The organism is Micromonospora pattaloongensis (assembly GCF_900107255.1).
Lineage (GTDB): Bacteria > Actinomycetota > Actinomycetes > Mycobacteriales > Micromonosporaceae > Micromonospora_I > Micromonospora_I pattaloongensis.
Map to the genome: position 1 here is coordinate 401,596 of NZ_FNPH01000001.1, position 21,403 is coordinate 422,998.

A 21,403-nucleotide genomic window follows, 5' to 3' on the forward strand; every position below is an offset into this window, starting at 1 on the left:
CCTCCGCCAGCCAGGGCGTGCTCAGCTGAGCATCCCCGCCGCCGTGCGGGGTGCCGGCGTGAGCGCATCGCCGACGCGGTCCACGAGAAGCGCCATCTCGTAGCCCACCTGTCCCACGTCGCAGCTCCGGGCCGCCAGCACCGCAAACGACGAACCGTCCGAGATGGACATGAGGAACAGGAATCCATTGTCCATCTCGACCACCGTCTGCAGCACCGCGCCACCCTCGAAGCAGCGGGCCGCGCCCTGGGTCAGGCTCACCAGCCCGGACGCGATCGCGGCAAGCTGGTCGGCGCGGTCACGCGGTAGGTCGCGGGACGCGGCGAGGAGCAGTCCGTCCGCAGACACCGCGATCGCGTGGGCGACTCCGGGAACGCGGTCCGCGAAGTTGGCGAGCAGCCAACCGAGATCCTGCGTAGTTGTCATCCTTCATGCTCCTTGCCAGCCTGCGAGGATTGCTGCCCATCCGGAGTCGCCTCCGGCATGGTCGAGTTGTCGTCCTTGGGCTGAGTGCGGCCCCGCTTCACCCCGCGGTGGTACGCGGAGAGCAGGCCGCGCACCGATTCCGGCGTACGGCGCTGCACCGAGGTGGTGGCCTTCTCGACGCCACCCGGGACGAGCTGCGCCATCGGGACGCGCTTGGGAAGACCCGCCTGGGTCTTCTCCTCCACCTCCGTCTGGGCCGCCGCGGTCGCCGCCCGCCAACCGTCGTCGGCCGCGGTCTGCCACCCGGCCCGGGGCGGCGCGTCGCGGCGCACCGGCACGGGCGTCGGCGTCGGCTCGGCGGTGATGGTCGCCGCCTCGGCCGGCGAACCCTCCGACCCGGCGCCATCCCGGGCCGGAGCGCTCGCTCCGGCCGCCGGCTTGGTCGCGCCGGCGGACCGCGCCGGATCGATCGTACCCAGTTGCTCGGTCGCGGCGGCCACCGCCGACTTCGCGGCCGGGCTCGCCGCGCTCCGCGACTCCTCCGCGGTCGGCTTGCGGGTGCGGAACCAGGCCGACTCCAGCTCCCGGAAGATCGGCAGCTCCATCGTCTCGTCCGCGAACGGCACCCGCTGCTGCGGCGCCGGCACGACCGGCTGCGCGGCGGTGGGGGCCGGCTCGCTCGAACGGGTCACCCGCGGCAACTCGGCCGTCATGTCCAGGGCCGCGGCGAGCTTTTCCGGCACCGGCGGGGTGGCGCCCTCGCGGTCGGACGCGGAGACCGGCGGCCACACCGGCGGCGCGGACGCGGCCGGCGGGGTGGAGACCGGCCGCAGCGGCGGCGCGGAGACGGGCGGCAGGGGCGCCGCCGAAACCGGCGGCACCGAGACCGGCGGCACGGACACCGGGGGCACGGAGACCGGGGGCACGGAGACCGGCGGCGCGGACGCCACCGGTACCCCGGAAACCGGCGGGGCGGACGCGACCGGCACCCCGGAAACCGGCGGGGCGGACGCGACCGGCACCCCCGACACCGGCGGCAGCGACTGCGTCTCCGGGGTGGTGGGGAGCTGACGCGGGATCGTGGGACCCGGCCCGGTGCCGTCACCGTCGCCGGCCCATTGGTCGTCTCCGCGCCGGTGCGGCAACGGCTCGGTGCGCTGGCCGTTCGTGGGCCGAGGCGTGAAGTTGCCGGCGCCGTTGGCCGCCCCGGTGAGGTCGGACCAGGCCGGCATCGACCGCGGCGAGACGGGCGGCTGCTGGAGGCCACCGCCGTTGAGCGGGGCCGGGTCGAACGGGCGGCCCAGCGGGCTGGTTGCCGGGGGCTGCGACCCGACCGGCCGCGGCGCGACGACCGGCGCGCTCGGCAGCGCCGTCGGCGTGACCGCCGGCGGGGCCTCCTCCAGCGCGGCCGGGGAATCCGGGACCGTCGCCATGAAGGCCGGCTGGTTCCGGCCGGCGAGCGCCCGCGGCACCAGCACCGCCGCCGGGAGCGTGACGTCGGCGATGGTGCCCCGCTCCGCGGCGGGCCGCAGCTCGACCTTGACCCCGTGTCGGGTGCCGAGCCGCGCGACCACGACCAGACCCATCATCCGGGACACGGTGACGTCGACCTGGGGCGGCGTGGCGAGACGCTCGTTGAGGTCGTGCAGCTGGTCGGCGGTGATGCCGATGCCGCGGTCCTCCACGTAGAGCACCGCCCGCTCCCCCACCCGGCGGGCCTCGACCATCACGTGCGAGTCCGGCGGGGAGAAGGCGGTGGCGTTGTCGAACAGCTCCGCGACGAGGTGCACCAGGTCGTTGACGGCGTGCGCGGCCACCTCGATGTCGCGGTCGATGACGCCGAACTCGATCCGGGTGTAGTGCTCGACCTCGGACTGCGCCGCGCGCAGCACGTCGATGAGCGCCGCCGGCTCCCGCTGCACCCGGGTGGAGTCCGCACCGGCGAGGACCAGGAGGTTCTCGTCGTTGCGGCGCATCCGGGTCGCGAGGTGGTCGAGCTGGAAGAGCTCGGCCAGCCGGTCCGGGTCCTCCTCGCCGCGCTCGAGCCGGTCGAGGTGACCGATCAGCCGGTCGACCAGGATCTGCGATCGGCGCGCGAGGTTGACGAACATCGTGGAGACGGAGGAGCGCAGCTGCGCCTGCTCGGCCGCGGTGCGTACGGCTTCGAGGTGGACGGCGTTGAACGCCTCGGTCACCTGACCGAACTCGTCCTTGGTCCGCACCGGCAGTGGCTCGGCGATCTGGTTGGCGACCTGGACCGGCGAGAGCTGGCTGGTCACCTGCGGGTCGCGCAGCCGGGCCACGGCCTGGGGAAGGCCGTACTGGGCGACGGAGAGCGCGCCGTGCCGCAGCTCGCGCAGCGAGCGCGCCATGGACCGCGCGATCAGGTACGCGAAGAGGATCGCCAGCAGAAGCATGCTCAGCAGGAGGCCGGTCTCGACGAACACCTGCTGCTGCACGTCGCTGCGGAGGGCGTCCGCCTCGGCGACCACGTCGCGGTCGATCTTCTGCTCGACCGTACGGATCAGGTTGGCGTTGCCGAGCATCGCGGCGTCCCAGCCCGCGGCGTCGAACGGCAGGCCGCTCATGGTCCGTTCGCTGTTGCCGCGGATGGCACCGCCGTAGGAGTCGGCCTCCCGCAGCGCCGGCCCGGCCACGGTGCGGTTGTAGAACTCGGAGTCCGGCCGCAGCGCGGCCGCCTCGAAGCTCTGCCGCGCCTGCGACTGGCCGGCGCGGGTGCCGATGTAGTCGTTGAACAGCGCGGGGGTCATGGAGCCCTGGTCGAAGGCCCGGAGCACGACGACGCGCTCACGGGAGAGGAACTCCTTGGCCTGGGCGAGCGCGGCGGCCGAGCGCATGTGCTCGCTGATCGCGGTGTCGCCGGCCAGCTGTGCGGCCGAGTCGCGCATGTCGAGCAGGTCGCTGAGCAGGATCTCGTAGGTGCGGGCGGCCTCGCTGAGTTTGAGCTTGCCGTCGTCCGTCTTCTGGTTCGCGCTGTTGACGACCTGGCTGCGCAGCCCGGGCAGCTCCTGCAGTCCCTGGTCGATCCGGATGAGCAGGCCGCCGAACGTCGCGGGGACCTCGGGCAGCTGCGTGCGCCGCTCCGAGTACGGCACCTTCGCGGTGTCGACCACCGCGTTCAGCTTGTTGTACGCGTCGAGGTAGCGCTTCTTGGTCGCGGCGTCGTCCGCGCTGAGCACCATGACGGCCGCGGCCCGCTCGTTCTGCAGGTCGTGCACGAGGTTGCCGGAGGCGGCGGAGAGGTCGGCCAGGCTGCTCGCCCGCCCGGCGTTACCGAGCGTGTCCAAGTGGTTGACGAGCCCGTTCGTGCCGACGACGACGGTCGCGATCGTCGGCACGACCATGATGAGACCGAGCTTGGACCAGATCGGCAGGTCGCCAAGCCGGCCAACTGGCCGGCGGAGACGCGACATGAAGGAGTTCGCCGTCTTCGGCCGCTTGCTCACGTCACCGCCCTCCCGTATCGGCGCCCGTCAGTGCCGGGCACCGCCCATCGACCGACCCGGGCGGATCGGACCTCCGAGATTCCATCACGCCGCCCCTCAAGAAGAAAGCCCAGGTTGGCTGTCGCTCTGGGTGTGATGGGATGTTCATCGCCCTTGATTGCACCGCGTCAAATTCGGAGTCACTCGCAGTGAGCACAGGTTTCGCCGGAGTTATCCTGCTTGCCGGCCCTTCCGGATCGGGCAAGTCGTACATCGCCCGCCGTACCGGACTGCCGGTCTTGTCGCTCGACGACTTTTACAAGGATGGCGACGACCCCTCAATCCCGCGCTCGGCCGGACTGGTGGACTGGGACTCCCCACTGGCCTGGGACGCCGGGGCGGCCGTCGACACGATCGAGCGTCTCGTCCGGGACGGCGAGGCGGAGGTACCGGTCTACGCGATCGGCGCCGACCGGCGGGTGGCCACTCGGACCTTTTCTCTGGCCGGATCGCCAGTTTTCGTCGCCGAAGGCATTTTTGCCGCGGAGATCGTGGCCGAATGCCGGCGCCGCGGCTTGTTGATCGACGCCTACGCGCTGCGCCGACCGCGCGGCGCGACCTTCCTCCGCCGGCTGATCCGGGACCTCGTCGAGCGCCGCAAGCCGCCGGGCGTGCTCATCCGCCGGGGCCTCACGCTGCTGCGCGCGGAGCCGGTGGTGCTCCGCCGGCAGACGGCCCTGGGCTGCCGCCCGGCCCGCGGCGGCGAGGTCGTACGCCGGGCCTCCGCGCTAGCCGCCCCGCGGGTGTGCGCGTCGTAGCGAAGGTCACGCCCCGGTGACCTCACCCCAGCAGCTTCGCGTACGCCGGCTTGATCACCTCGTTGATGATGGTCAGGCGCTCGTCGAACGGGATGAACGCGCTCTTCATCGCGTTGATCGTGAACCACTGCAGTTCCGCCCACCCGTACCCGAACGCCTCGACGAGCAGCGCCATCTCGCGCGACATGGACGTGCCGCTCATCAGCCGGTTGTCGGTGTTGACGGTCACCCGGAAACGCAGATCCCGCAGCAGCCCGATGGGATGCTCGGCGATGGACGGCGCGGCGCCGGTCTGCACGTTCGACGAGGGGCAGAGCTCCAGCGGAATCCGCTTGTCCCGGACGTACGCGGCGAGCCGGCCGAGCGCCGGAAGTTGCCCCGGCGTGATGTCGTCCACGATCCGCACGCCGTGCCCGAGCCGGTCGGCGCCGCACCACTGGATCGCCTGCCAGATCGACGGCAGCCCGAAGGCCTCCCCGGCGTGGATGGTGAAGTGGAAGTTCTCCCGCTGCAGGTACTCGAAGGCGTCCAGGTGCCGGGTGGGCGGAAAGCCCGCCTCGGCGCCGGCGATGTCGAAACCGACCACTCCGTTGTCGCGGTAGCGGACCGCCAGCTCGGCGATCTCCTGCGACCGGGCCGCGTGCCGCATCGCGGTGAGCAGCGTGCCGACCCGGATCGGGCGTCCCTCCCGGGTCGCCTCGACCGACCCGGCCGCGAACCCGGCGAGCACCGCCTCGACGACCTGCTCGAGGCTGAGGCCGCGTTCGAGGTGCTGCTCCGGGGCGTAGCGCACCTCCGCGTACACCACGCCGTCGGCGGCGAGGTCGAGCGCGCACTCGGCGGCGACCCGGTACAGCGCCTCCTCGGTCTGCATCACCGCGACGGTGTGGTCGAACGTCTCCAGGTAGCGCTCCAGGGAGCCGGAGTTGGCGGCCGCGACGAACCAGCGGCCGAGCTCCTCCGGGTCCGTGGCGGGCAGCCGGTGCCCGACCGCGTCGGCCAGCTCGACGATCGTCGCCGGCCGCAGCCCGCCGTCGAGGTGGTCGTGGAGCAGCGCCTTCGGGGCCTTGACGATCTCGTCGAGCGTGATTGCGACCATGGTCAAACACTAGTGCTCCCGGTCGGGTGGGAAGCTTCGGCGGGCGGAACACGGGAGAAGAACGCGACATGATCGGCGACGTGGTGCCGTACCTGCGGTGTCCGGTCTGCGGCCTGCCGGTCGCGGCGGGCGACCGGGCGCTGCGCTGCGAGCGGGGGCACAGCTTCGACATCGCGAAGCAGGGGTACGTGAACCTGAGCGCCGGCCGCGCCCCGCACGCCGGGGACACCGCCGAGATGGTCGCGGCGCGGGACGAGTTCCTGCGGGCCGGACGGTACGGCTTCATCTCGGCGGCGCTCGCGGCCGCGGCGCGGGAAGCGGCCCCGGATCCGGGGCTGGTCGTGGATGCCGGCGCGGGCACCGGCGGGCATCTCGGCGTGGTGCTCGACGCGCTGCCCGGCGCGGTCGGGCTGGCGCTCGACGTGTCGAAGCCGGCGCTGCGCCGGGCCGCCCGCGCCCACCCGCGGGCCGGGGCGGCGCTCTGCGACACCTGGGGCCGGCTGCCGGTCGGCGATCATGCCGCGGGTCTGCTGCTCAACGTGTTCGCGCCGCGCAACGGCGCCGAGTTCGCCCGGCTGCTCCGCCGCGACGGAGCGCTGCTGGTGGTGACGCCCGCGGCCGACCACCTGGCCGAGCTGGTCGAGACGCTGGGCCTGCTGCGGGTGGACCCGGAGAAGGCCGAGCGGGTCGCCGCCAGCCTCGCCGGCCGCTTCACGTTGGAGGGCGAGCAGACGCACCGGCGGACGCTTCGGCTGTCGCACGCCGAGGTGCGGACTCTGGTGGGGATGGGGCCGAGCGCGTGGCACGCCGACGGCGACCGGCTCGCCGCGGGGATCGCGGCGCTCGCCGAGCCGGTCCCGGTCACCGCCGCGATCCGGCTCGGGGTCTACCGGCTGAGCTAGCTGGACTACCGGCCGGGCTAGGTGGAGAGGTCGATCTCCTCCCAGCCCGCCGGGGGCTCGTGGTAGGGCCCGCGCAGCACCACGGCCCATTCCAGCCCCCAGCGGCGCTGTCCGATGGCGTTGGCGTCGAGCACGCCCGGCGCGGGCGCGCCGGACCGCTCCGCCTCCAGGTACGCCCAGTCGAGGCAGTAGTAGAGGTCGAGCAGGGCAGCGACCTCGGCGGCGTCCCGGGGCGCGGCCAGGATCCGCGAGCGCCACTGCGCGAACGTCTCGTCGGCCGGCAGGTTGGGCAGCAGGTCCATCATCGTGTTGTCGACCGGCTGGAGCGGGTCGAGGTGCTTGGTGAGCCCGAGCACCCAGCCCAGCGCGAAGATCGCGTCGTGGTGCAGGACGAACGACCGGTGGTCGCCACGGCCGCCGATGATGAACTGCCACTCCGGCGGCGTCACCAGTTCCACGAGGTGTGAGCCGAGGATCCAGCTCATCGCCGCCTCGGGCGGCATACCGAAGCAGCGCGCCAGTACGACGTGCAGGATCGCGACCCGCGCCTCGAGCTCGCCGGTCGGGCGCAGTTCGACGGAGTCGCCGGGCTCCCACACGAGCGGATACTGCGGCGGCGGCAGCGGCAGCCCCAGCCGGCGCAGCTCGTCGATGCTGGCGTCGCGGATCGCCCGGGGGTCGGGAGCGGATACGGTCACGCGTCGGTCCCTGCTAGTCGGGGTGGTTACAGCCCGGTCCGGGAGGATAGCCCGTCCGCGCCGGGTCAGGCGATCCGCTCGATGACCAGCGGTGTCGGGGCGGGCGCCCGGTCGGCGACGACGACGGCGTCGGCCGCCGCGGCGAGCCCGTCGGCGATCCGTGCCGCGCTGTCGGCCCGCAGCTCGTAGAGGGGGTCGCCGACCCGGACGGGATCGCCGGGCTTCTTGTGCAGCACGACGCCGGCCGCGGCGCTCACCGGGTCCTCCTTGCGGGCCCGTCCCGCGCCGAGCCGCCACGCCGTCAACCCCATGGTGTACGCGTCGACGGCCGCGACCACGCCGTCCCGCTCGGCGCGCACCGTCTCGGTCTCGGCGGCGATCGGCAGCGGCGCGTCCGGGTCGCCGCCCTGCGCGCGGATCATGGCGCGCCAGGAGTCCATCGCCCGGCCGTCGCGCAACGCCTCGGCGGGGTCCACGTCGGGCAGGCCGGCGGCGGTGAGCATCTCGCGCGCCAGCGCGAGCGTCAGTTCGACGACGTCGGCGGGGCCGGCGCCGTCGAGCACCTGGAGCGTCTCGTCGACCTCGATCGCGTTGCCGATGGCGTACCCGAGCGGGGTCGACATGTCGGTCAGCAGCGCCACGGTCCGCACGCCGTGCGCGCCGCCGAGGTCGACCATGGTGCGGGCCAGCTCACGGGCGTCCGGGAGGGACTTCATGAACGCGCCGGAGCCCACCTTCACGTCGAGCACGAGCGCGCCGGTCCCCTCGGCGATCTTCTTGCTCATGATCGAGCTCGCGATCAGCGGGATCGCCTCGACGGTGCCGGTGACGTCGCGCAGGGCGTAGAGCTTGCGGTCGGCGGGGGCCAGCCCGGCGCCGGCGGCGCAGATCACCGCACCGACGTCGCCCAGCTGCGCGGTGAACTCGTCGTTGCTCAGCACCGCCCGCCAGCCGGGGATGGACTCCAGCTTGTCGAGCGTGCCGCCGGTGTGGCCGAGGCCGCGGCCGGAGAGCTGCGGCACGGCCGCCCCACACGCCGCCACCAGCGGGGTGAGCGGCAAGGTGATCTTGTCGCCCACCCCGCCGGTCGAGTGCTTGTCCACGGTCGGACGCGACACGCCGGACAGGTCGAGCCGCTCCCCGCTCGCGATCATGGCGGCGGTCCAGCGGGCGATCTCGCCCGGCGTCATGCCGCGCAGCAGGATGGCCATGGCCAGCGCCGACATCTGCTCGTCCGCAACCTCGCCCCGGGTGTACGCCTCCACCACCCAGTCGATCTGCGCGTCCGACAACACCCCGCCGTCGCGCTTCACCCGAATGACATCAACCGCCGTAAAAGCACTCATCAAGATCTCTCTTAGTCGTATGGCGATACCGACCCGCGCGCCGTGCGCACCGGAGGGATTCGGCCCGCCGTGCCCGGCGGAGGGATCAAGCCTGACCGCCCGGAGCCGGGCACGGCGGGCCGAATCCCCCAAGCTCAACCCCAGCGAACCGGGATCTCCATCGGCGGCTCACCCTCGCCCGCCCAGAAGATGCTGCCGGCCGCGTCGACCACCACCACCCGGGGACTGCGGGCGAGGCCCCAGGCGATCGCGTCGGCCGGGTCGTCCCAGCTCGGGCCCTCCTCCAGCACACCGGTCTCGGCGGCCGCGTCGTCACCGGCCGACCGCTCCCAGTACGCCGTCCAGACCTGCTGGCCGGCGGAGATGTCAGGGTGCACGAAGACGGTGCCGCGACCGCGGAAGGCGGCCAGCCGCTGCGGCACGGCCGGCACCGACGTCTCGCCGGTCACCGCCGCCAGGTCCGTCACGTCGAAGGCGTGCGGCAGCAGTTCGGCCATCCGCAGCGGCCCGTCCTTCGCCTCGATCAGGCAGTCCGGGCCGCCCTGCTCCCAGAGCAGCTGCCGGCACCGGCCGCACGGCATCAGCGGCTCCCCGTTGGCGTCGACGCAGGAGAGCGCGACCAGCCGCCCACCGCCGGTGGCGTGCAGCGAGGAGACCACGCCGCACTCCGCGCAGAGCACGACACCGTAGGCCGCGTTCTCGACGTTGCAGCCGACCACGACCCGGCCGTCGTCGACCAGGGCGGCCGCGCCGACGGGGAACTGCGAGTACGGCACGTACGCGTGCCGCATCACCTCGGTGGCGGCGGCCCGCAGCCGCGCCCAGTCAATCTCCACGATGCCCCCGTCGTTGGTGTCCGTCGTCGCTCAGCCCTTGATGAACGGCTTGCCGTCCGCGGCGGGCGCCCGCACCCGTCCGACCAGCCCCGCCACGGCGATCAGCGTCGCCAGGTACGGGAGCATGTTGAGGAACTGGCTCGGCACCGGGCTGCCGATCGCGCTCAGGTAGGTGGCGAGCTTGTTCGCGAAGCCGAAGAAGAGCGCCGCGAAGAACGCCCCGACCGGCGTCCACCGGCCGAAGATCAGCGCGGCGAGCGCGATGAACCCGGCGCCGGAGGTCATGTTCTTGTTGAAGCTGCCGGTGGAGACGAGCGTGAAGAACGCCCCGCCGGCGCCGGCGATCAACCCGCCGAGCAGGACGTTGCGGTAACGCGTGCCCTTGACCCGGATGCCGACGGTGTCGGCGGCGGCGGGGTGCTCGCCGACGGCCCGGGTGCGCAGCCCCCACCGGGTGCGCGCGAGCCCGACGCTGATCACGGCGACCAGGATCAGCGCGAGGTAGACCAGCGGGTTGGTGTTGAACAGCACCGGCCCGACCACCGGGATGTCGGCGAGACCGGGGATGCGCCAGGTCGGCATCCGGGGCGGCTGGTTGTAGACGTCGGCGTGCGGCTGCATCAACCGCTCGTAGAGGAAGCCGGTCAGGCCGAGCGCCAGCAGGTTGAGCACGATGCCGAGGACCACCTGGTCGACCAGGTAGCGCATGGCGAGCACGGCCAGCAGCACGGCGATGACCAGACCGCCGACGGCCGCGCTGAGCAGACCGATCCAGACGCTGGCGGCCATCGTGCCGACCAGGGCGGCCCCGAACGCCCCCATCAGGAACTGTCCCTCGATCGCCACGTTGACCACGCCGCTGCGCTCGCAGAGCACCCCGGCGAGCGCCCCGAGGATCAGCGGCAGCGCCAGCTCCAGCGAGCCCTTGGCGGTGTCGACCAGCGGCATGAACTTCCCCGCCACCTGCCAGCACAGGAACGACAGCACGAAGGCGAGGATGCCGAGCCCGAGCAGGGTGCTCGTCCAGCGTCGGGCGACGCCGGCCAGCAGGGTCGCGCCCGCGCCGATGGTGACGATGCCGAACAGGATCGCGCCGAACTGGCCGTTGATCTTCAGTGCGGCGCCGCTGGCGTCCTCGCTCAGCGTGAACCGGGCGGTCTCGGCCGGCGCGAGCGCGCCGAAGAGCCCGGCCGCGAGCACGCCGAGCGCCACGAACACCGCCCCGGTCTTGCGCTCACGCGTCCAGAACCGCCGCGGCACCGTCACGCCCGCCAGGTCTTCCACGGTCACGGTGGACATGGTCACCAGCCCTTCGCAACGGAGGTCTGCAGCCGGGCGGCGCGGGCCGCGCGGAGCCGGAACATCGCCTTCACGAGGGCGGGTGCGGCGATGAAGATGACGATGAGCGCCTGGACGACCGTGACCAGCTCCAGCGAGATACCGGAGAACGACTGCATCCGGTTGCCGCCGGCCCGCAACGCGCCGAACAGCAGCGCGGCGAGGAAGACGCCCCACGGCCGTGTCCGGCCGAGCAGGGCCACGAGCAGGCCGTCGAAGCCGATGTTGCCGGCGACCTGCGGGGTCAGGGTGTGCGCGGTGCCCAGCACCTGGGTCGCGCCGCCCAGCCCGGAGAGCGCGCCCGCGGACACCATCAGCAGCACGTACGTCCGGGTGACGCTGATCCCGGCGGTGCGCGCGGCGTCCGGGTTGGCGCCGACCGCGCGCAGCTCGAAGCCGAAGGCCGACCGGTTGAGCAGCCACGCCACGGCGACGGTGGCCGCGACCGCGAGCACGATGCCCAGGTTGACCCGGAGGCCGCCGCCGAGCAGGCCCGGCAGCTGTGCGGACCCGTCGACCCGCTTGCTGATCGCGTCGGACCGGTTGGGGTCGTGGATGCCGCCCTGCAGGATGATCCAGCCCAGGAAGAGCCCCGCGGTGTAGTTGAGCATGATCGTGGTGATGACCTCGTGGGCGCCGGTGCGCGCCTTGAGGATGCCGGGGATGAAGCCCCAGAGCGCGCCGCCGAGCGCGCCGGCGAGCAGCGCGACGATCAGGTGCACCCCGACCGGCAGCGGGAGGACGAAGCCGGCGACCGCGGCGGTGATCGTGCCGATGACCGCCTGGCCCTGGGCGCCGATGTTGAACAGGCCGCCGCGGAACGCGAGCGCGACCGCGAGACCGGTCAGCACCAGCGGGGCAGCGTAGGTCAGCGTCTCCGAGATCGGCGCGAAGACCACCTGCCAGGTGTTCTCCCCGGCGAGCCAGCCGCTCACCGCCGCCGGGTCGACGATCGCGCCCTTGAAGAGGTTCGCGTACGCCTCGCTCACCAGCGTCCAGCTGCCGTTGATGGCGTCGCTGGGCCGGGCGGTGATGTACGAGTACGTCGCCAGCACGTCCGGGTCGGACACGATGATCAGCACCGCGCCGATGAGCAGCGCCAGCACCATCGACAGCACCGTGACGGTGACGGTGTTGGCCGCCCACAGGTTCTGCAGGAAGTTCTGCGGCAGCGACGGCTGCCGCTCGCCGCCCGGCTGCTCCGTCGCGGCGACCGCGGGGTCCACCGCCACCCCCTCGGGGCCGGCGGGGGTCCTGTCCGCCGGGCCGACCGCCGGCTCTCTGTCGTCCGGAGTGCTCATGCCTCGACCTCTTCGTCGGATGCGGGGCCCTCGCCGGTGATGCCCGCCATGAGCAGGCCGATCTCCTCGCGCGGGGTGTCGGGCGACACGATGGCGATGACCCGGCCGCGGTACATCACCGCGATCCGGTCGGCCAGCCCGATCACCTCGTCGAGCTCGCTGGAGACCACCAGCACCGCGGTGCCGATGTCCCGCTCGTGGATGATCTGCTTGTGGATGAACTCGATCGAGCCGACGTCCACGCCCCGGGTCGGCTGCGACGCGATGAAGAGCTTCAGCGGCCGGGACAGCTCCCGGGCCACGATCACCTTCTGCTGGTTGCCGCCGGAGAGCGTGCCGACGGGTGATTCGTGCGACGACGTCCGCACGTCGAACTGCGCGATCCGCTCCTTCGCCGACGCCGCGATCTTCTCCGGACGCAGCACCAGCCCGTTGCCGAACGGCGCCTGGTCGTACAGGTCGAGGACCAGGTTCTCGGCGACGCTGAACTCCTTGACCAGACCGTCGACGCTGCGGTCCTCGGGCACGTAGCCGACGCCCGCCCGGAGCACGTCCTTCGGGCTGCGCCCCACCATCGGCGCGCCGTCCAGCGTGATCGAGCCGGCCACGACCGGCCGCAGACCCATGATCGCCTCGACCAGCTCCGTCTGCCCGTTGCCCTGCACGCCGGCGATCCCGAGGACCTCGCCGGCCCGGACGGTCAGGTCGACCCCGTCCACGGCGCGGTGGCCGCGTTCGTCATTGACGACGAGGCCGCCGATCTCGAGGATCGGTCCGCGCGGCGCGGCCGGGGGCTTCTCGACCACCAGGCTCACCTGGCGCCCGACCATCAGGGCGGCGAGCTCGTCCTCGCTCGCGTCGGGGCTGGCGGTGCCGACCGTACGACCGCGCCGGATGACCGTGATCCGGTCGGCGATCGCCTTCACCTCCCGCAGCTTGTGCGTGATGAAGACGATCGACTTGCCGTCGGCCTTGAGGGTGCGCATGACGGCGAGCAGCTCGTCGGTCTCCTGCGGGGTCAGCACCGCGGTCGGCTCGTCCAGGATCAGCAGGTCGACGTCGCGGGTCAGCGCCTTGATGATCTCGACGCGCTGCTGGATGCCGACGGGCAGGTCCTCGACGATCGCGTCCGGGTCGACCCGCAGGCCGTACCGGGTCGACACGTCGAGCACCTCGCGCCGGGCGCGGCCACGGTCGAGCCAGCCGAGCAGGCCGCCGCGGACCTTCTCCGCGCCGAGGATCACGTTCTCCGCCACCGTGAAGACCGGCACCAGCATGAAGTGCTGGTGCACCATGCCGATGCCGGCGGCGATCGCGTCGCGGGAGGTGTGGATCTGCACGGGGGCGCCGTCGACGAGGATCTCCCCCTCGTCCGGCTGCAGCAGCCCGTACAGGACGTTCATCAGGGTGGACTTGCCCGCGCCGTTCTCACCGAGCAGGGCGTGGATCTCGCCGGGCTCCACCGTCAGGTCGATGTGGTCGTTGGCGACCAGGTCACCGAAGCGCTTGGTGATGCCGCGCAGTTCGAGTCTCAGCGGAGTCTCCTCGCACGAGCGCTGTCAGGGGTTCGGCCGTGGTGCGGTCCGCGGGTGGCCCGCGGACCGCACCACGGCCGGATGCGTTCCCGATTCGTGCGCCGCGGAACGGGTCAACCCCGTTCCGCGGCCACGGATCACTTGGTCGGCGAGTTGGGGGACTCGACCTTGATGGCGCCGGAGACGACGTCCGCCTTCAGCTTCTCGACCTCCGCCTTGAGCTCGGCCGGGACCTTGCCGTCGAACTCGTGGTACGGCGCGAGCGAGACGCCGTCGTTGGCCAGCGTGCCGACGTAGCCGGTGGCGTTGTCGAGCTTGTCGCCCTTGGCGCCCGCGACGACGGCCTGCTCCACCGCGCCGGAGATGTTCTTCTCGACGGTGCTGAGGAAGGCCGAGCAGTACTGGGCGGCGCTCTCGCAGCCGTCCGAGTCGACCCAGATGACCGAGAACTTGCCGGACTCCTTGGCGGCCGACGCGGTGCCCAGGCCGGTGCCGCCGGCGACCGGCATGATCACGTCGGCGCGCTGCGCGACGAACGTGTCGCTGATCGCCTTGCCCTTGGCCTGGTCGGTGAAGGCCTCGGCGAACGTGCCGTTCTGGGTGGCCTTGTTCCAGCCGAGGACCTTGACGTCCTTGTTCTTGACCTTGTTGTAGTGCGCGACGCCGTCGACGAAGCCGTCCATGAAGATCGTCACCGGCGGGATCTTCATGCCGCCGTAGGTGGCGACCGTGCCCGTCTTCGAGTAACCAGCCGCGAGGTAGCCGGCGAGGAACGCGGCCTGGGCGGTGTCGAACTGCATCGGGTAGACGTTCTTCACTTCAGCGATCTTGGAGTCGACGATGCCGAACTCCTGGTTCGCGTTCGCCTGCGCGATCTTCAGCGTGGCGTCGCGCATCAGTCCGCCGACCGCGAGGATGAAGTTGCACTTCTGGTTGACGTACTGGGTCAGGTTCGGCTCGTAGTCGGCCTCCGCCGCCGAGGCGACGTACTTGGGGTCGACGTTGCTCTGCGTCTTCTGCGCGGCCTGCAGACCCGCCCACGCGCCCGCGTTGAACGACTTGTCGTCGATGCCACCGGTGTCGGTCACCATGCAGGCGGTGTACTTGTTGGCGGCGTTGCTGCCACCTTCGTTGTTCTTCGGCGCCTCACCGCACGCGGCGGCGCTCAGCGCGAGCCCGCCTACCGCGAATACCGAGACGATCCGCATCCCACGCGTAGCGCGCAAGACGGTCTCCTTCCATAGCACACCGCGAGGTTGCGGTATTGCGATTCCTCGCCCAGCCGATCGGACCGGACGTGTTCGGACGGGAGCGTACGCCGGTGACCGTCCAACGGCCGACAATCGTGCACGACTGTTGGGCCCCCGTTACCCTCACGTAACTCGCCAGTGCCCGAGATCACTCGCGCGGCCGGCGATCGCCACCCTAACGGCTGAACCACTCCGGCAAACCCGGCATTTGCCGCACTCCACCCGCCGCTGCGGGTCACCGCCAGAAGACCGCGACCCCCGCGTTGAGCAGCGTCAATCCGATGATCGCGAGGAAGTGCCCGCGGTTGACGGCTTCCCGCTTCCGCGAGAAGAACACCATCGCGAAGATCATCAGACCGAGCACCAACTTGGTCGCGAGCTTCGCCGGCGACGGCTCGTGGCCGTCGCGCAGCGGCGCGGACAGGCCCACCCCGGTGAGCACCTGGATGGCGGCGCCCCAGAGCATGGCGCTGTTGATCTTCAAGCGTCCGGTCAGGTACTGCGTGATCGCGCCGCCGAGCAGCAGGGCGAAGCCGATCAGATGCACGAAGAGGAGCACAAGCCGCAGAGGTTCCACGCGCCACATCTTCCCTGAGTGGCACCGGCACGCAACTCAGGCCCCACCCCTCCTTGTGGATCAAGGGCGTCCCGGCCGTCCGCAGCAGGGACGGCCGGGACGTCCCGGGGTTCAGACCGCGGACGCCACGGCGGCCGGCGGCGCGGACGGCGAGGCCGTGGCGGGACGGGCGGGAGGCGCGATCAGACGAGGCGCCAGACCTGGAAGGTCGGGCCGTCGGCCGGGAGCGTGACCGCGCCGTCCGCGGCCGGGGCCAACCCGGGCGCCCCGCCGTACACGTTGTCGGCGCTGCCGAGTCCGGCCAGCCGCACCGGCACGCCCGGGGCCCGCCGGGCGAGCACCAGCACACCGCCCTCCACCGCCTCGCGGACGAAGACCAGCGCATCGGCGTCGGCATGCAGCCAGCGCAGGCCGCCGTGCCGCAGCGCCGGCTGGGCACGACGCAGCGCGACGAGCGCGCGGTAGCGCGCGAAGGTATCGGCGTCCCAGCTCTCCGACCGGTCCCACGGCATCGGCGTCCGGGACGCCTCGCCGTTCTCGCCGCGCAGCCCGAGCTCGTCACCGGCGAAGATCATCGGGGTGCCGGGAAGCGTGCAGAGCAGCCCGGCGGCGACCTCCTGCCGCGCCGCGTCGCCGACCACCGACCGGATCCGGGCGGAGTCGTGCGAGCCGAGCAGCTGCCACGAGTGGGTGTACGACCGCCAGGAGACCAGCGAAGCGAACCCGCGGATGGTGGCCAGCGCGGCGCTCCCGTCGCGCCGGCGCACCCCGCCGGGAACGCCGAGGAAGTTGGGCAGCCGTACGCCGTCGGCGACCAGCCAGCTCCAGATCGGGTCGGTGAAGCCGGGGTAGTTCATCGTGCCGTGCCAGCCGTCGGCGTCCAGGTCGCGGGTGTAGTCGTGGCCGTGCTCCGCGAGCACCAGCCCGTCCGGCCGGGCCGCCACCACCGCGCGGCGCAGCAGCGCCGCCACCTCGTGGGTGTACGCGTCGGCACCGCGCCGGCCGGTCATGTTCGCCACGTCCACCCGCCAGCCGTCCAGCCCGTACGGCGGACGCAGCCACCGCCCCATCACCGAGTCCGGCCCGTCGAGGAAGCGGCGGCGCAGCTCGGCGCTCCCCCAGTTCAGCTTCGGCAGCGACTTCACGCCGTTCCACGACTCGTAGTCGCCGGCCTCCGCATCGAAGTAGTACAGCTCCCGCTCCGGCGCGGCCACGTCGGCGACCGCGGCGGTGAACCACTCGTGGCCGTCGCCGGTGTGGTTGCTGGTGATGTCGCCGATCAGCCGCCAGCCGCGGGCGTGTACGGCGGCGGCCAGCCGGGCGAGCGCGGCGTCCCCGCCGAGCAGCGGGTCGACCCGGTCGAACGCGGCCGCGTCGTAGCGGTGGTTGGAGCGCGCCGGGAAGATCGGCGTCAGGTAGACGGTGTTGACGCCGAGCCGCTCCAGGTGGTCGAGGCGCGCCGCGATCCCGTCCAGATCACCGCCGTAGAACTGGTGCGGCGTCTCCGGGCCCCGCCCCACGACGGGCGTGTCCCAGTCGCACGGCATGGCCCAGGGCGGCGCCGGGCGGTCGGCCGCGGCCGCCGAGCGGGCGAAGCGGTCGGGGAAGATCTGGTAGACGACGGCGTCCCGCGCCCAGGCCGGCGGCGGGTCGTACGCCAGCAGCCGGAAGTCCGTCGCGTCCGGCACGTCGTGACCGCACTCGCCGAGCGCGGTGAGCCAGCGCGGACCGCCGTCGGCGTCCAGGAGGAAGCGGTACGTGGTGACCGGGTTGCGGACCAGCACGTCGGCGCGCCACCAGACGTCGCCGTTCTCTGTGCGCCGGTCGACGACCGCCGCCGTGAAGCGCGGCTCACCGTCCGGTGTGGACCGTACGTGTATCCGCCGCACGCCGGCGGGGGCCCGGAGGAAGACCGGGACCACCTCGCCGAGCCGCGGTGCCTGCTGCGGGACGTAGAGCGGCGAGCCGTCGTGGTGGGCCTGCATGTGACTCATCCCTTGACCGCGCCGGACGTGAGGCCGGAGACGATGTAGCGCTGCAGATACTGGAAGACCAGCACGGTCGGCACCGCGGTGAGCAGCGTTCCCGCGCAGAAGATGCCGAAGTTGTTGTTCCGCTCGCCCGCGACCAGTCCCCACATCCCGACCGACAACGTCTTCGAGCCGGTGTCGGTGAGGAACACGTTGGCGATCAGGAACTCGTTGATCGTCCCGATGAAGGCGAGCAGCCCGGTCACCGCGAGGATCGGCGACACCAACGGCAACATGATCCGGAAGAAGATCTGCGCGTGCGTCGCGCCGTCCATCGTGGCCGATTCGTCCAGCTCGCGCGGCACCGTGTCGAAGAAGCCCTTCATCAACCACGTGTTCACCCCGAGCGCCGTGCCCAGATACAGCAGCAGCAGGCCCCAGGGCGTGTTGAACCCGATCCCCGGCCACAGGTCGGTGACCGTCGTGAAGATCAGGAAGATCGCGACGATCGCCAGGAACTGCGGGAACATCTGGACCAACAGCAGGGCCAGCAGTCCGACGCGCCGGCCCGTGAAACGCATCCGGCTGAAGGCGTACGCGGCCAGCGCGGACAGGAACACCGCGGCCGCCGCCGAGACCCCGGCGATCAGCAGCGAGTTCACGAACCATCGGCCGAACGCGGTCCGGGAGAACAGCTCGCCGAAGTTGGTCAGCGAGGCGCCGGTCGGCACGAGTTCGGTCGACGACAGCGTGCCGACCGGGTTCAGCGCCGCGGAGACCACGAACAGGATCGGGAAGAGCGAGAACGCCACCGCCAGGAGCGCGACGAGATGCCGCCACCCCACCCGGGAGAACCAGGTCATGAGTAGACCTCCTCCTGCTGCCGCGTCCGCCGGAAGCTCACCGCCGAGATCACCGCGACGAGCGCGAAGATGAAGATCGAGATCGCCGCGGCGAAGCCGAACTGCGCGCCGGCCGCGCCGAAGGCCAGCCGATAGGTGTACGTGATGAGCAGGTCGGTCGCGCCGACTGACGGGTTGTCCGACGGGAATGGGCCGCCCTCGGTGGTCAGGTAGATCGCGTTGAAGTTGTTGAAGTTGTAGGCGAACGAGGAGATCAGCAGCGGCGAGAGCGCGACCAGCAGCAGCGGCAGCGTGATCTTCCGGAACGACTGCCAGGGCGTCGCGCCGTCCACGGAGGTGGCCTCGGTCAGCTCCCGCGGGATCGCCTGCAACGCCCCGGTCGCCACCAGGAACATGTACGGGTACCCGAGCCACAACTGCACCAGGATCACCGCCGCCCGCGCCGACCAGGACTGGCCGAACCAGTCCACCTGTAGCCCGAGGAGCTGGTTGACCAGTCCGAAGTCGGTGTTGAACATGTCCCGCCAGACCAGCAGCATCGCGAACGACGGCATGGCGTACGGCAGGATCAGCAGGACCCGGTACACGTTCGTCGCCCGCACCCGCGGCGAGTGCAGCGCCAACGCGCAGAGCAGGCCGAGCGCGAACGTGCCACCCGTGGAGCCGATCGCGAACAGGAAGTTCCAGCCCAGCGTGCGCACGAACGGGCCGGAGATGCTGTCGTCGGTGATGATGCGGGCGAAGTTGCGGAACCCCACGGTGACCCGCCAGCCCTGCGCGAGCCGCTCACCGTCGGCGGCGACGAACGACCCGTTCGCCGGGTCCGCGGTCCAGGTCCGGCCGCTCGTCGCGTCCCGGACGCAGTCGCAGCCCGGGTCGTACGACCGCATCGCCTTGCCCTCATAGGCGCGGGACAGGCCGGTGGCCCGGATCGCGCCGCCGGCCGTCGGCACCGCGAACTCCGCGACCTCCGGTCCCCGCGCGCTGACCTGCCCGGCGTTGAGGACGGTGTACCCGGACGCGGCGGTGACCCTGCCGGCGGAGTTGACCGTCGCGGCGCCGTCCTGCAGGGGGCGCAGCCCCTCGGCATCGCCGGCCGAGACCGCTCCGGTCGCCGGATCGGTCACCAGGAAGACCAACGGGCCGGTCGCGGGGTCGCCGGTGGTGGCGACCGCCAGCGCGTACTCGGCGGAGCCCGGCACCTGGACCACCGACGCGGTCTGGATCGCGACGATCGCCTCCTGCTTGCTCCCCCGGTGCCCGTCGCCGAAGTTCGTCAGCGAGGTGCTGACGGTATAGAGCACCGGGAGGACCTGGAACGCGATGAGGAAGAGCGTGCCGGGCACCAGGTACTTGGCGGGCACGTGGCGGCGGGTCAGGTAGAGGTAGCACAGGCCCGCCGTGGTCAGCGCGAGGATCGCGAGCCCGGTCCACGCCCTCGTCTGGATCAGCGGGAAGGCCGCCCAGATCGCGATGCCCACGGTGAGTCCGAGCAGCACGATCTTCACGACGAGCCCGGTGAGCGTGACCGGCCGGTCGGCGCGCGGCCGGGCCGGGGTGGGCCGGCCCGGCCGCGGGGCCCGGAGGCCGGGCCCCGCGCCGGGGAGTTGCGTCGGCATTACTTGATCTGGTTGGAGATGGTCTTCGCGGCGGCGGTGACCGTGCCGGTCACGTCGGCGCCGCCGATGATGGCGGCCTCCGCCTTGCCGAACGGGTCCCAGATCGCGGCCATCTCCGGGACCGCCGGCAGCACGTGCCCGTCCCTGCCGGCCTCCTGGAACTTCACGAGGTCGGGATCGGTCCCCTTGACCTGGTCGAAGGCGGCGGTCAGCGCCGGCGGGCGCGGCTCGGCCCGGTAGAGCGCGACGGCCAAATCCGGCGTGGTCAGGTAGTTCGCCACGAACTCCTGGGCGAGCGGCTTGTTCTTTCCCTTCGCCGCGACGTAGAACGCCTGCACGCCGACGAACGGCTGCGCCGGCTTGCCCCCGGCGAAGCCGGGAACGGGCGAGATGTCGTACGTGATGTTCGCCTTCTTCGCGTCGGTGATCGCCCACGGTCCGGAGACCAGGAAGGCGCACTTCTTGCTGGTGAAGGTGGCGATGGAGTTTTCCGGGGTGATCGAGCGCTTCAGGGCGCCGTCGCCCTTCTCGCCGAGCTTTTTGATCTTCTCGAATGCCGCGATCGAGGCGGGGGTGCCGACGCCGAGGTTCTTCGGGTCGTAGTCGCCGCCGGCGGTGGTGCCGAACAGGGAGCCGCCCGCGGAGGTGTAGAGCGGGTAGAGGTGGTAGGCGTCGCCGTTCTGCCCGACCTGCAGGCAGAGCAGTTCGCTGACCTTCTTCTCGGCCTTCAGCTTCTTACCCGTCGCGACGAGCTCCTCGATCGTCGCCGGAGCCTGCGGGGCGAGCGCGGTGTTGCGGATCAGCGCGACGTTCTCGGTCGCGTACGGCACGCCGTACACCTGGCCGTTGAAGGTCACGGCCTTCAGCGCCACCTCGGCGAACGCGCTCTTCTGCGCCGCCGAGAGCTGCACCGGGTCGATCGCCCCGTTCTGCACGAGGTTGCCGATCCAGTCGTGCGCGCCGACCATCACGTCCGGTCCGCTGCCCTGCTGGGAAGCGGTGACGAAGGTGGTCTGCTGGTCCTTGGAGATGGCCTGGACGTCGACGGTCACGCCGTTCTCCTGGCCGAACTTCTCCGCGAACGGCTTGAGGGCCGCCGCCCGCTTGTCGTCGGACCAGATCACCAGCTTGCCGCCGGCCGCCTTGGGGGAATCCTTCACGGCCGGCTCGTCGCCGCCGCAGCCGGAGGCGGTGAGGGCGAGGGCGAAGACGGCGACCACACCCGCGGTACGGATGCGCATCGGAACTCCTGTCGTTTTCACGGCCGGACGGTCGCCGGGACCGCCCCGACCAGGTGGGGATGTTCGTGAGGGGGTGTCAACCGGCGCCCTGGTGGCGCCGCTCCTGTCGCGTGTTGCCGGGACGTTAGCAAGAGGTTG

17 protein-coding genes are annotated in these 21,403 nt (G+C 71.9%); 2 read left to right on the top strand and 15 right to left on the bottom strand.

Going from position 1 to position 21,403, the window contains the following annotated elements:
* Positions 1 to 21: 21 nt before the first annotated feature.
* Both BLW47_RS01960 and BLW47_RS01965 read right to left on the bottom strand, forming a co-directional pair.
* The gene (locus BLW47_RS01960; RefSeq protein WP_091550621.1) at positions 22 to 426 is read right to left on the bottom strand and encodes a roadblock/LC7 domain-containing protein; all 405 of its coding nucleotides are present in this window, start codon (positions 424 to 426) and stop codon (positions 22 to 24) included.
* On the bottom strand, positions 423 to 3,893 hold the full coding sequence (locus BLW47_RS01965) for a sensor histidine kinase (protein WP_091550624.1): 3,471 nt from the start codon (positions 3,891 to 3,893) through the stop codon (positions 423 to 425). The genes BLW47_RS01960 and BLW47_RS01965 overlap by 4 nt, the downstream gene beginning before the upstream one ends.
* A 140-nt stretch (positions 3,894 to 4,033) precedes the next feature.
* On the opposite strand from BLW47_RS01965, the gene BLW47_RS01970 reads away from it, so the two are divergent.
* Positions 4,034 to 4,690: a uridine kinase family protein gene (locus tag BLW47_RS01970; protein ID WP_245736278.1), complete on the top strand. Its 657-nt coding sequence runs from the start codon at positions 4,034 to 4,036 to the stop codon at positions 4,688 to 4,690.
* A gap of 22 nt (positions 4,691 to 4,712) precedes the next feature.
* Here BLW47_RS01970 and BLW47_RS01975 read toward each other — a convergent pair whose 3' ends face one another.
* Positions 4,713 to 5,789, bottom strand: a complete 1,077-nt coding sequence (locus tag BLW47_RS01975; protein ID WP_091550627.1) for an adenosine deaminase — start codon at positions 5,787 to 5,789, stop codon at positions 4,713 to 4,715.
* A gap of 68 nt (positions 5,790 to 5,857) precedes the next feature.
* Between BLW47_RS01975 and BLW47_RS01980 the strand changes: the two genes are divergently transcribed.
* A complete protein-coding gene (locus BLW47_RS01980; protein WP_091550630.1) occupies positions 5,858 to 6,691 on the top strand; it encodes a putative RNA methyltransferase in 834 nt (277 codons plus the stop codon).
* A gap of 17 nt (positions 6,692 to 6,708) precedes the next feature.
* On the opposite strand, the gene BLW47_RS01985 is transcribed toward BLW47_RS01980, so the two are convergent.
* The 12 genes from BLW47_RS01985 to BLW47_RS02040 all read right to left on the bottom strand — a co-directional run bounded on the left by BLW47_RS01985 (position 6,709) and on the right by BLW47_RS02040 (position 21,265).
* Positions 6,709 to 7,389, bottom strand: a complete 681-nt coding sequence (locus BLW47_RS01985; protein WP_091550632.1) for a DUF4272 domain-containing protein — start codon at positions 7,387 to 7,389, stop codon at positions 6,709 to 6,711.
* A gap of 65 nt (positions 7,390 to 7,454) precedes the next feature.
* Positions 7,455 to 8,735, bottom strand: a complete 1,281-nt coding sequence (locus tag BLW47_RS01990) for a thymidine phosphorylase (RefSeq protein WP_091550635.1) — start codon at positions 8,733 to 8,735, stop codon at positions 7,455 to 7,457.
* A 134-nt stretch (positions 8,736 to 8,869) separates the two neighbouring features.
* Entirely contained in the window at positions 8,870 to 9,571 is a 702-nt protein-coding gene (locus tag BLW47_RS01995) for a cytidine deaminase (RefSeq protein ID WP_091550638.1), read from the bottom strand.
* 30 nt (positions 9,572 to 9,601) lie between these two features.
* Positions 9,602 to 10,870, bottom strand: coding sequence for an ABC transporter permease (locus tag BLW47_RS02000; RefSeq protein ID WP_091550641.1), 1,269 nt, complete (start codon positions 10,868 to 10,870; stop codon positions 9,602 to 9,604).
* A gap of 2 nt (positions 10,871 to 10,872) precedes the next feature.
* Positions 10,873 to 12,210 (bottom strand): ABC transporter permease, encoded by a 1,338-nt coding sequence (locus BLW47_RS02005; RefSeq protein ID WP_091550644.1) that lies wholly within the window; start codon positions 12,208 to 12,210, stop codon positions 10,873 to 10,875.
* Positions 12,207 to 13,745, bottom strand: coding sequence for an ABC transporter ATP-binding protein (locus BLW47_RS02010; protein WP_091550647.1), 1,539 nt, complete (start codon positions 13,743 to 13,745; stop codon positions 12,207 to 12,209). The genes BLW47_RS02005 and BLW47_RS02010 overlap by 4 nt, the downstream gene beginning before the upstream one ends.
* Before the next feature lie 137 nt (positions 13,746 to 13,882).
* The gene (locus BLW47_RS02015) at positions 13,883 to 14,953 is read right to left on the bottom strand and encodes a BMP family lipoprotein (RefSeq protein ID WP_091550650.1); all 1,071 of its coding nucleotides are present in this window, start codon (positions 14,951 to 14,953) and stop codon (positions 13,883 to 13,885) included.
* 277 nt (positions 14,954 to 15,230) lie between these two features.
* Entirely contained in the window at positions 15,231 to 15,572 is a 342-nt protein-coding gene (locus tag BLW47_RS02020; protein ID WP_091552368.1) for a hypothetical protein, read from the bottom strand.
* Between the two features lie 182 nt (positions 15,573 to 15,754).
* Complete coding sequence (locus tag BLW47_RS02025) at positions 15,755 to 17,557, bottom strand: glycoside hydrolase family 13 protein (RefSeq protein ID WP_091550652.1); 1,803 nt, start codon at positions 17,555 to 17,557, stop codon at positions 15,755 to 15,757.
* Positions 17,558 to 17,562: 5 nt separating this feature from the next.
* Positions 17,563 to 18,405: a sugar ABC transporter permease gene (locus tag BLW47_RS02030; RefSeq protein ID WP_091550656.1), complete on the bottom strand. Its 843-nt coding sequence runs from the start codon at positions 18,403 to 18,405 to the stop codon at positions 17,563 to 17,565.
* Entirely contained in the window at positions 18,402 to 20,024 is a 1,623-nt protein-coding gene (locus tag BLW47_RS02035; protein ID WP_091550658.1) for an ABC transporter permease subunit, read from the bottom strand. Before BLW47_RS02035 ends, BLW47_RS02030 begins: the two co-directional genes overlap by 4 nt.
* The gene (locus BLW47_RS02040; protein ID WP_091550661.1) at positions 20,024 to 21,265 is read right to left on the bottom strand and encodes a sugar ABC transporter substrate-binding protein; all 1,242 of its coding nucleotides are present in this window, start codon (positions 21,263 to 21,265) and stop codon (positions 20,024 to 20,026) included. The genes BLW47_RS02035 and BLW47_RS02040 overlap by 1 nt, the downstream gene beginning before the upstream one ends.
* Positions 21,266 to 21,403: the final 138 nt, after the last annotated feature.

Excerpts from the sequence above, each read along its gene's own strand:
- BLW47_RS01960 (WP_091550621.1), bottom strand. The coding sequence starts at position 426 with ATGACAACTACGCAGGATCTCGGTTGGCTGCTCGCCAACTTCGCGGAC.
- BLW47_RS01970 (WP_245736278.1), top strand. The coding sequence starts at position 4,034 with ATGTTCATCGCCCTTGATTGCACCGCGTCAAATTCGGAGTCACTCGCA.
- BLW47_RS01975 (WP_091550627.1), bottom strand. The coding sequence starts at position 5,789 with ATGGTCGCAATCACGCTCGACGAGATCGTCAAGGCCCCGAAGGCGCTG.
- BLW47_RS01980 (WP_091550630.1), top strand. The coding sequence starts at position 5,858 with ATGATCGGCGACGTGGTGCCGTACCTGCGGTGTCCGGTCTGCGGCCTG.
- BLW47_RS01990 (WP_091550635.1), bottom strand. The coding sequence starts at position 8,735 with ATGAGTGCTTTTACGGCGGTTGATGTCATTCGGGTGAAGCGCGACGGC.
- BLW47_RS02000 (WP_091550641.1), bottom strand. The coding sequence starts at position 10,870 with ATGTCCACCGTGACCGTGGAAGACCTGGCGGGCGTGACGGTGCCGCGG.
- BLW47_RS02005 (WP_091550644.1), bottom strand. The coding sequence starts at position 12,210 with ATGAGCACTCCGGACGACAGAGAGCCGGCGGTCGGCCCGGCGGACAGG.
- BLW47_RS02015 (WP_091550650.1), bottom strand. The coding sequence starts at position 14,953 with ATGCGGATCGTCTCGGTATTCGCGGTAGGCGGGCTCGCGCTGAGCGCC.
- BLW47_RS02025 (WP_091550652.1), bottom strand. The coding sequence starts at position 17,557 with ATGCAGGCCCACCACGACGGCTCGCCGCTCTACGTCCCGCAGCAGGCA.
- BLW47_RS02030 (WP_091550656.1), bottom strand. The coding sequence starts at position 18,405 with ATGACCTGGTTCTCCCGGGTGGGGTGGCGGCATCTCGTCGCGCTCCTG.
- BLW47_RS02035 (WP_091550658.1), bottom strand. The coding sequence starts at position 20,024 with ATGCCGACGCAACTCCCCGGCGCGGGGCCCGGCCTCCGGGCCCCGCGG.
- BLW47_RS02040 (WP_091550661.1), bottom strand. The coding sequence starts at position 21,265 with ATGCGCATCCGTACCGCGGGTGTGGTCGCCGTCTTCGCCCTCGCCCTC.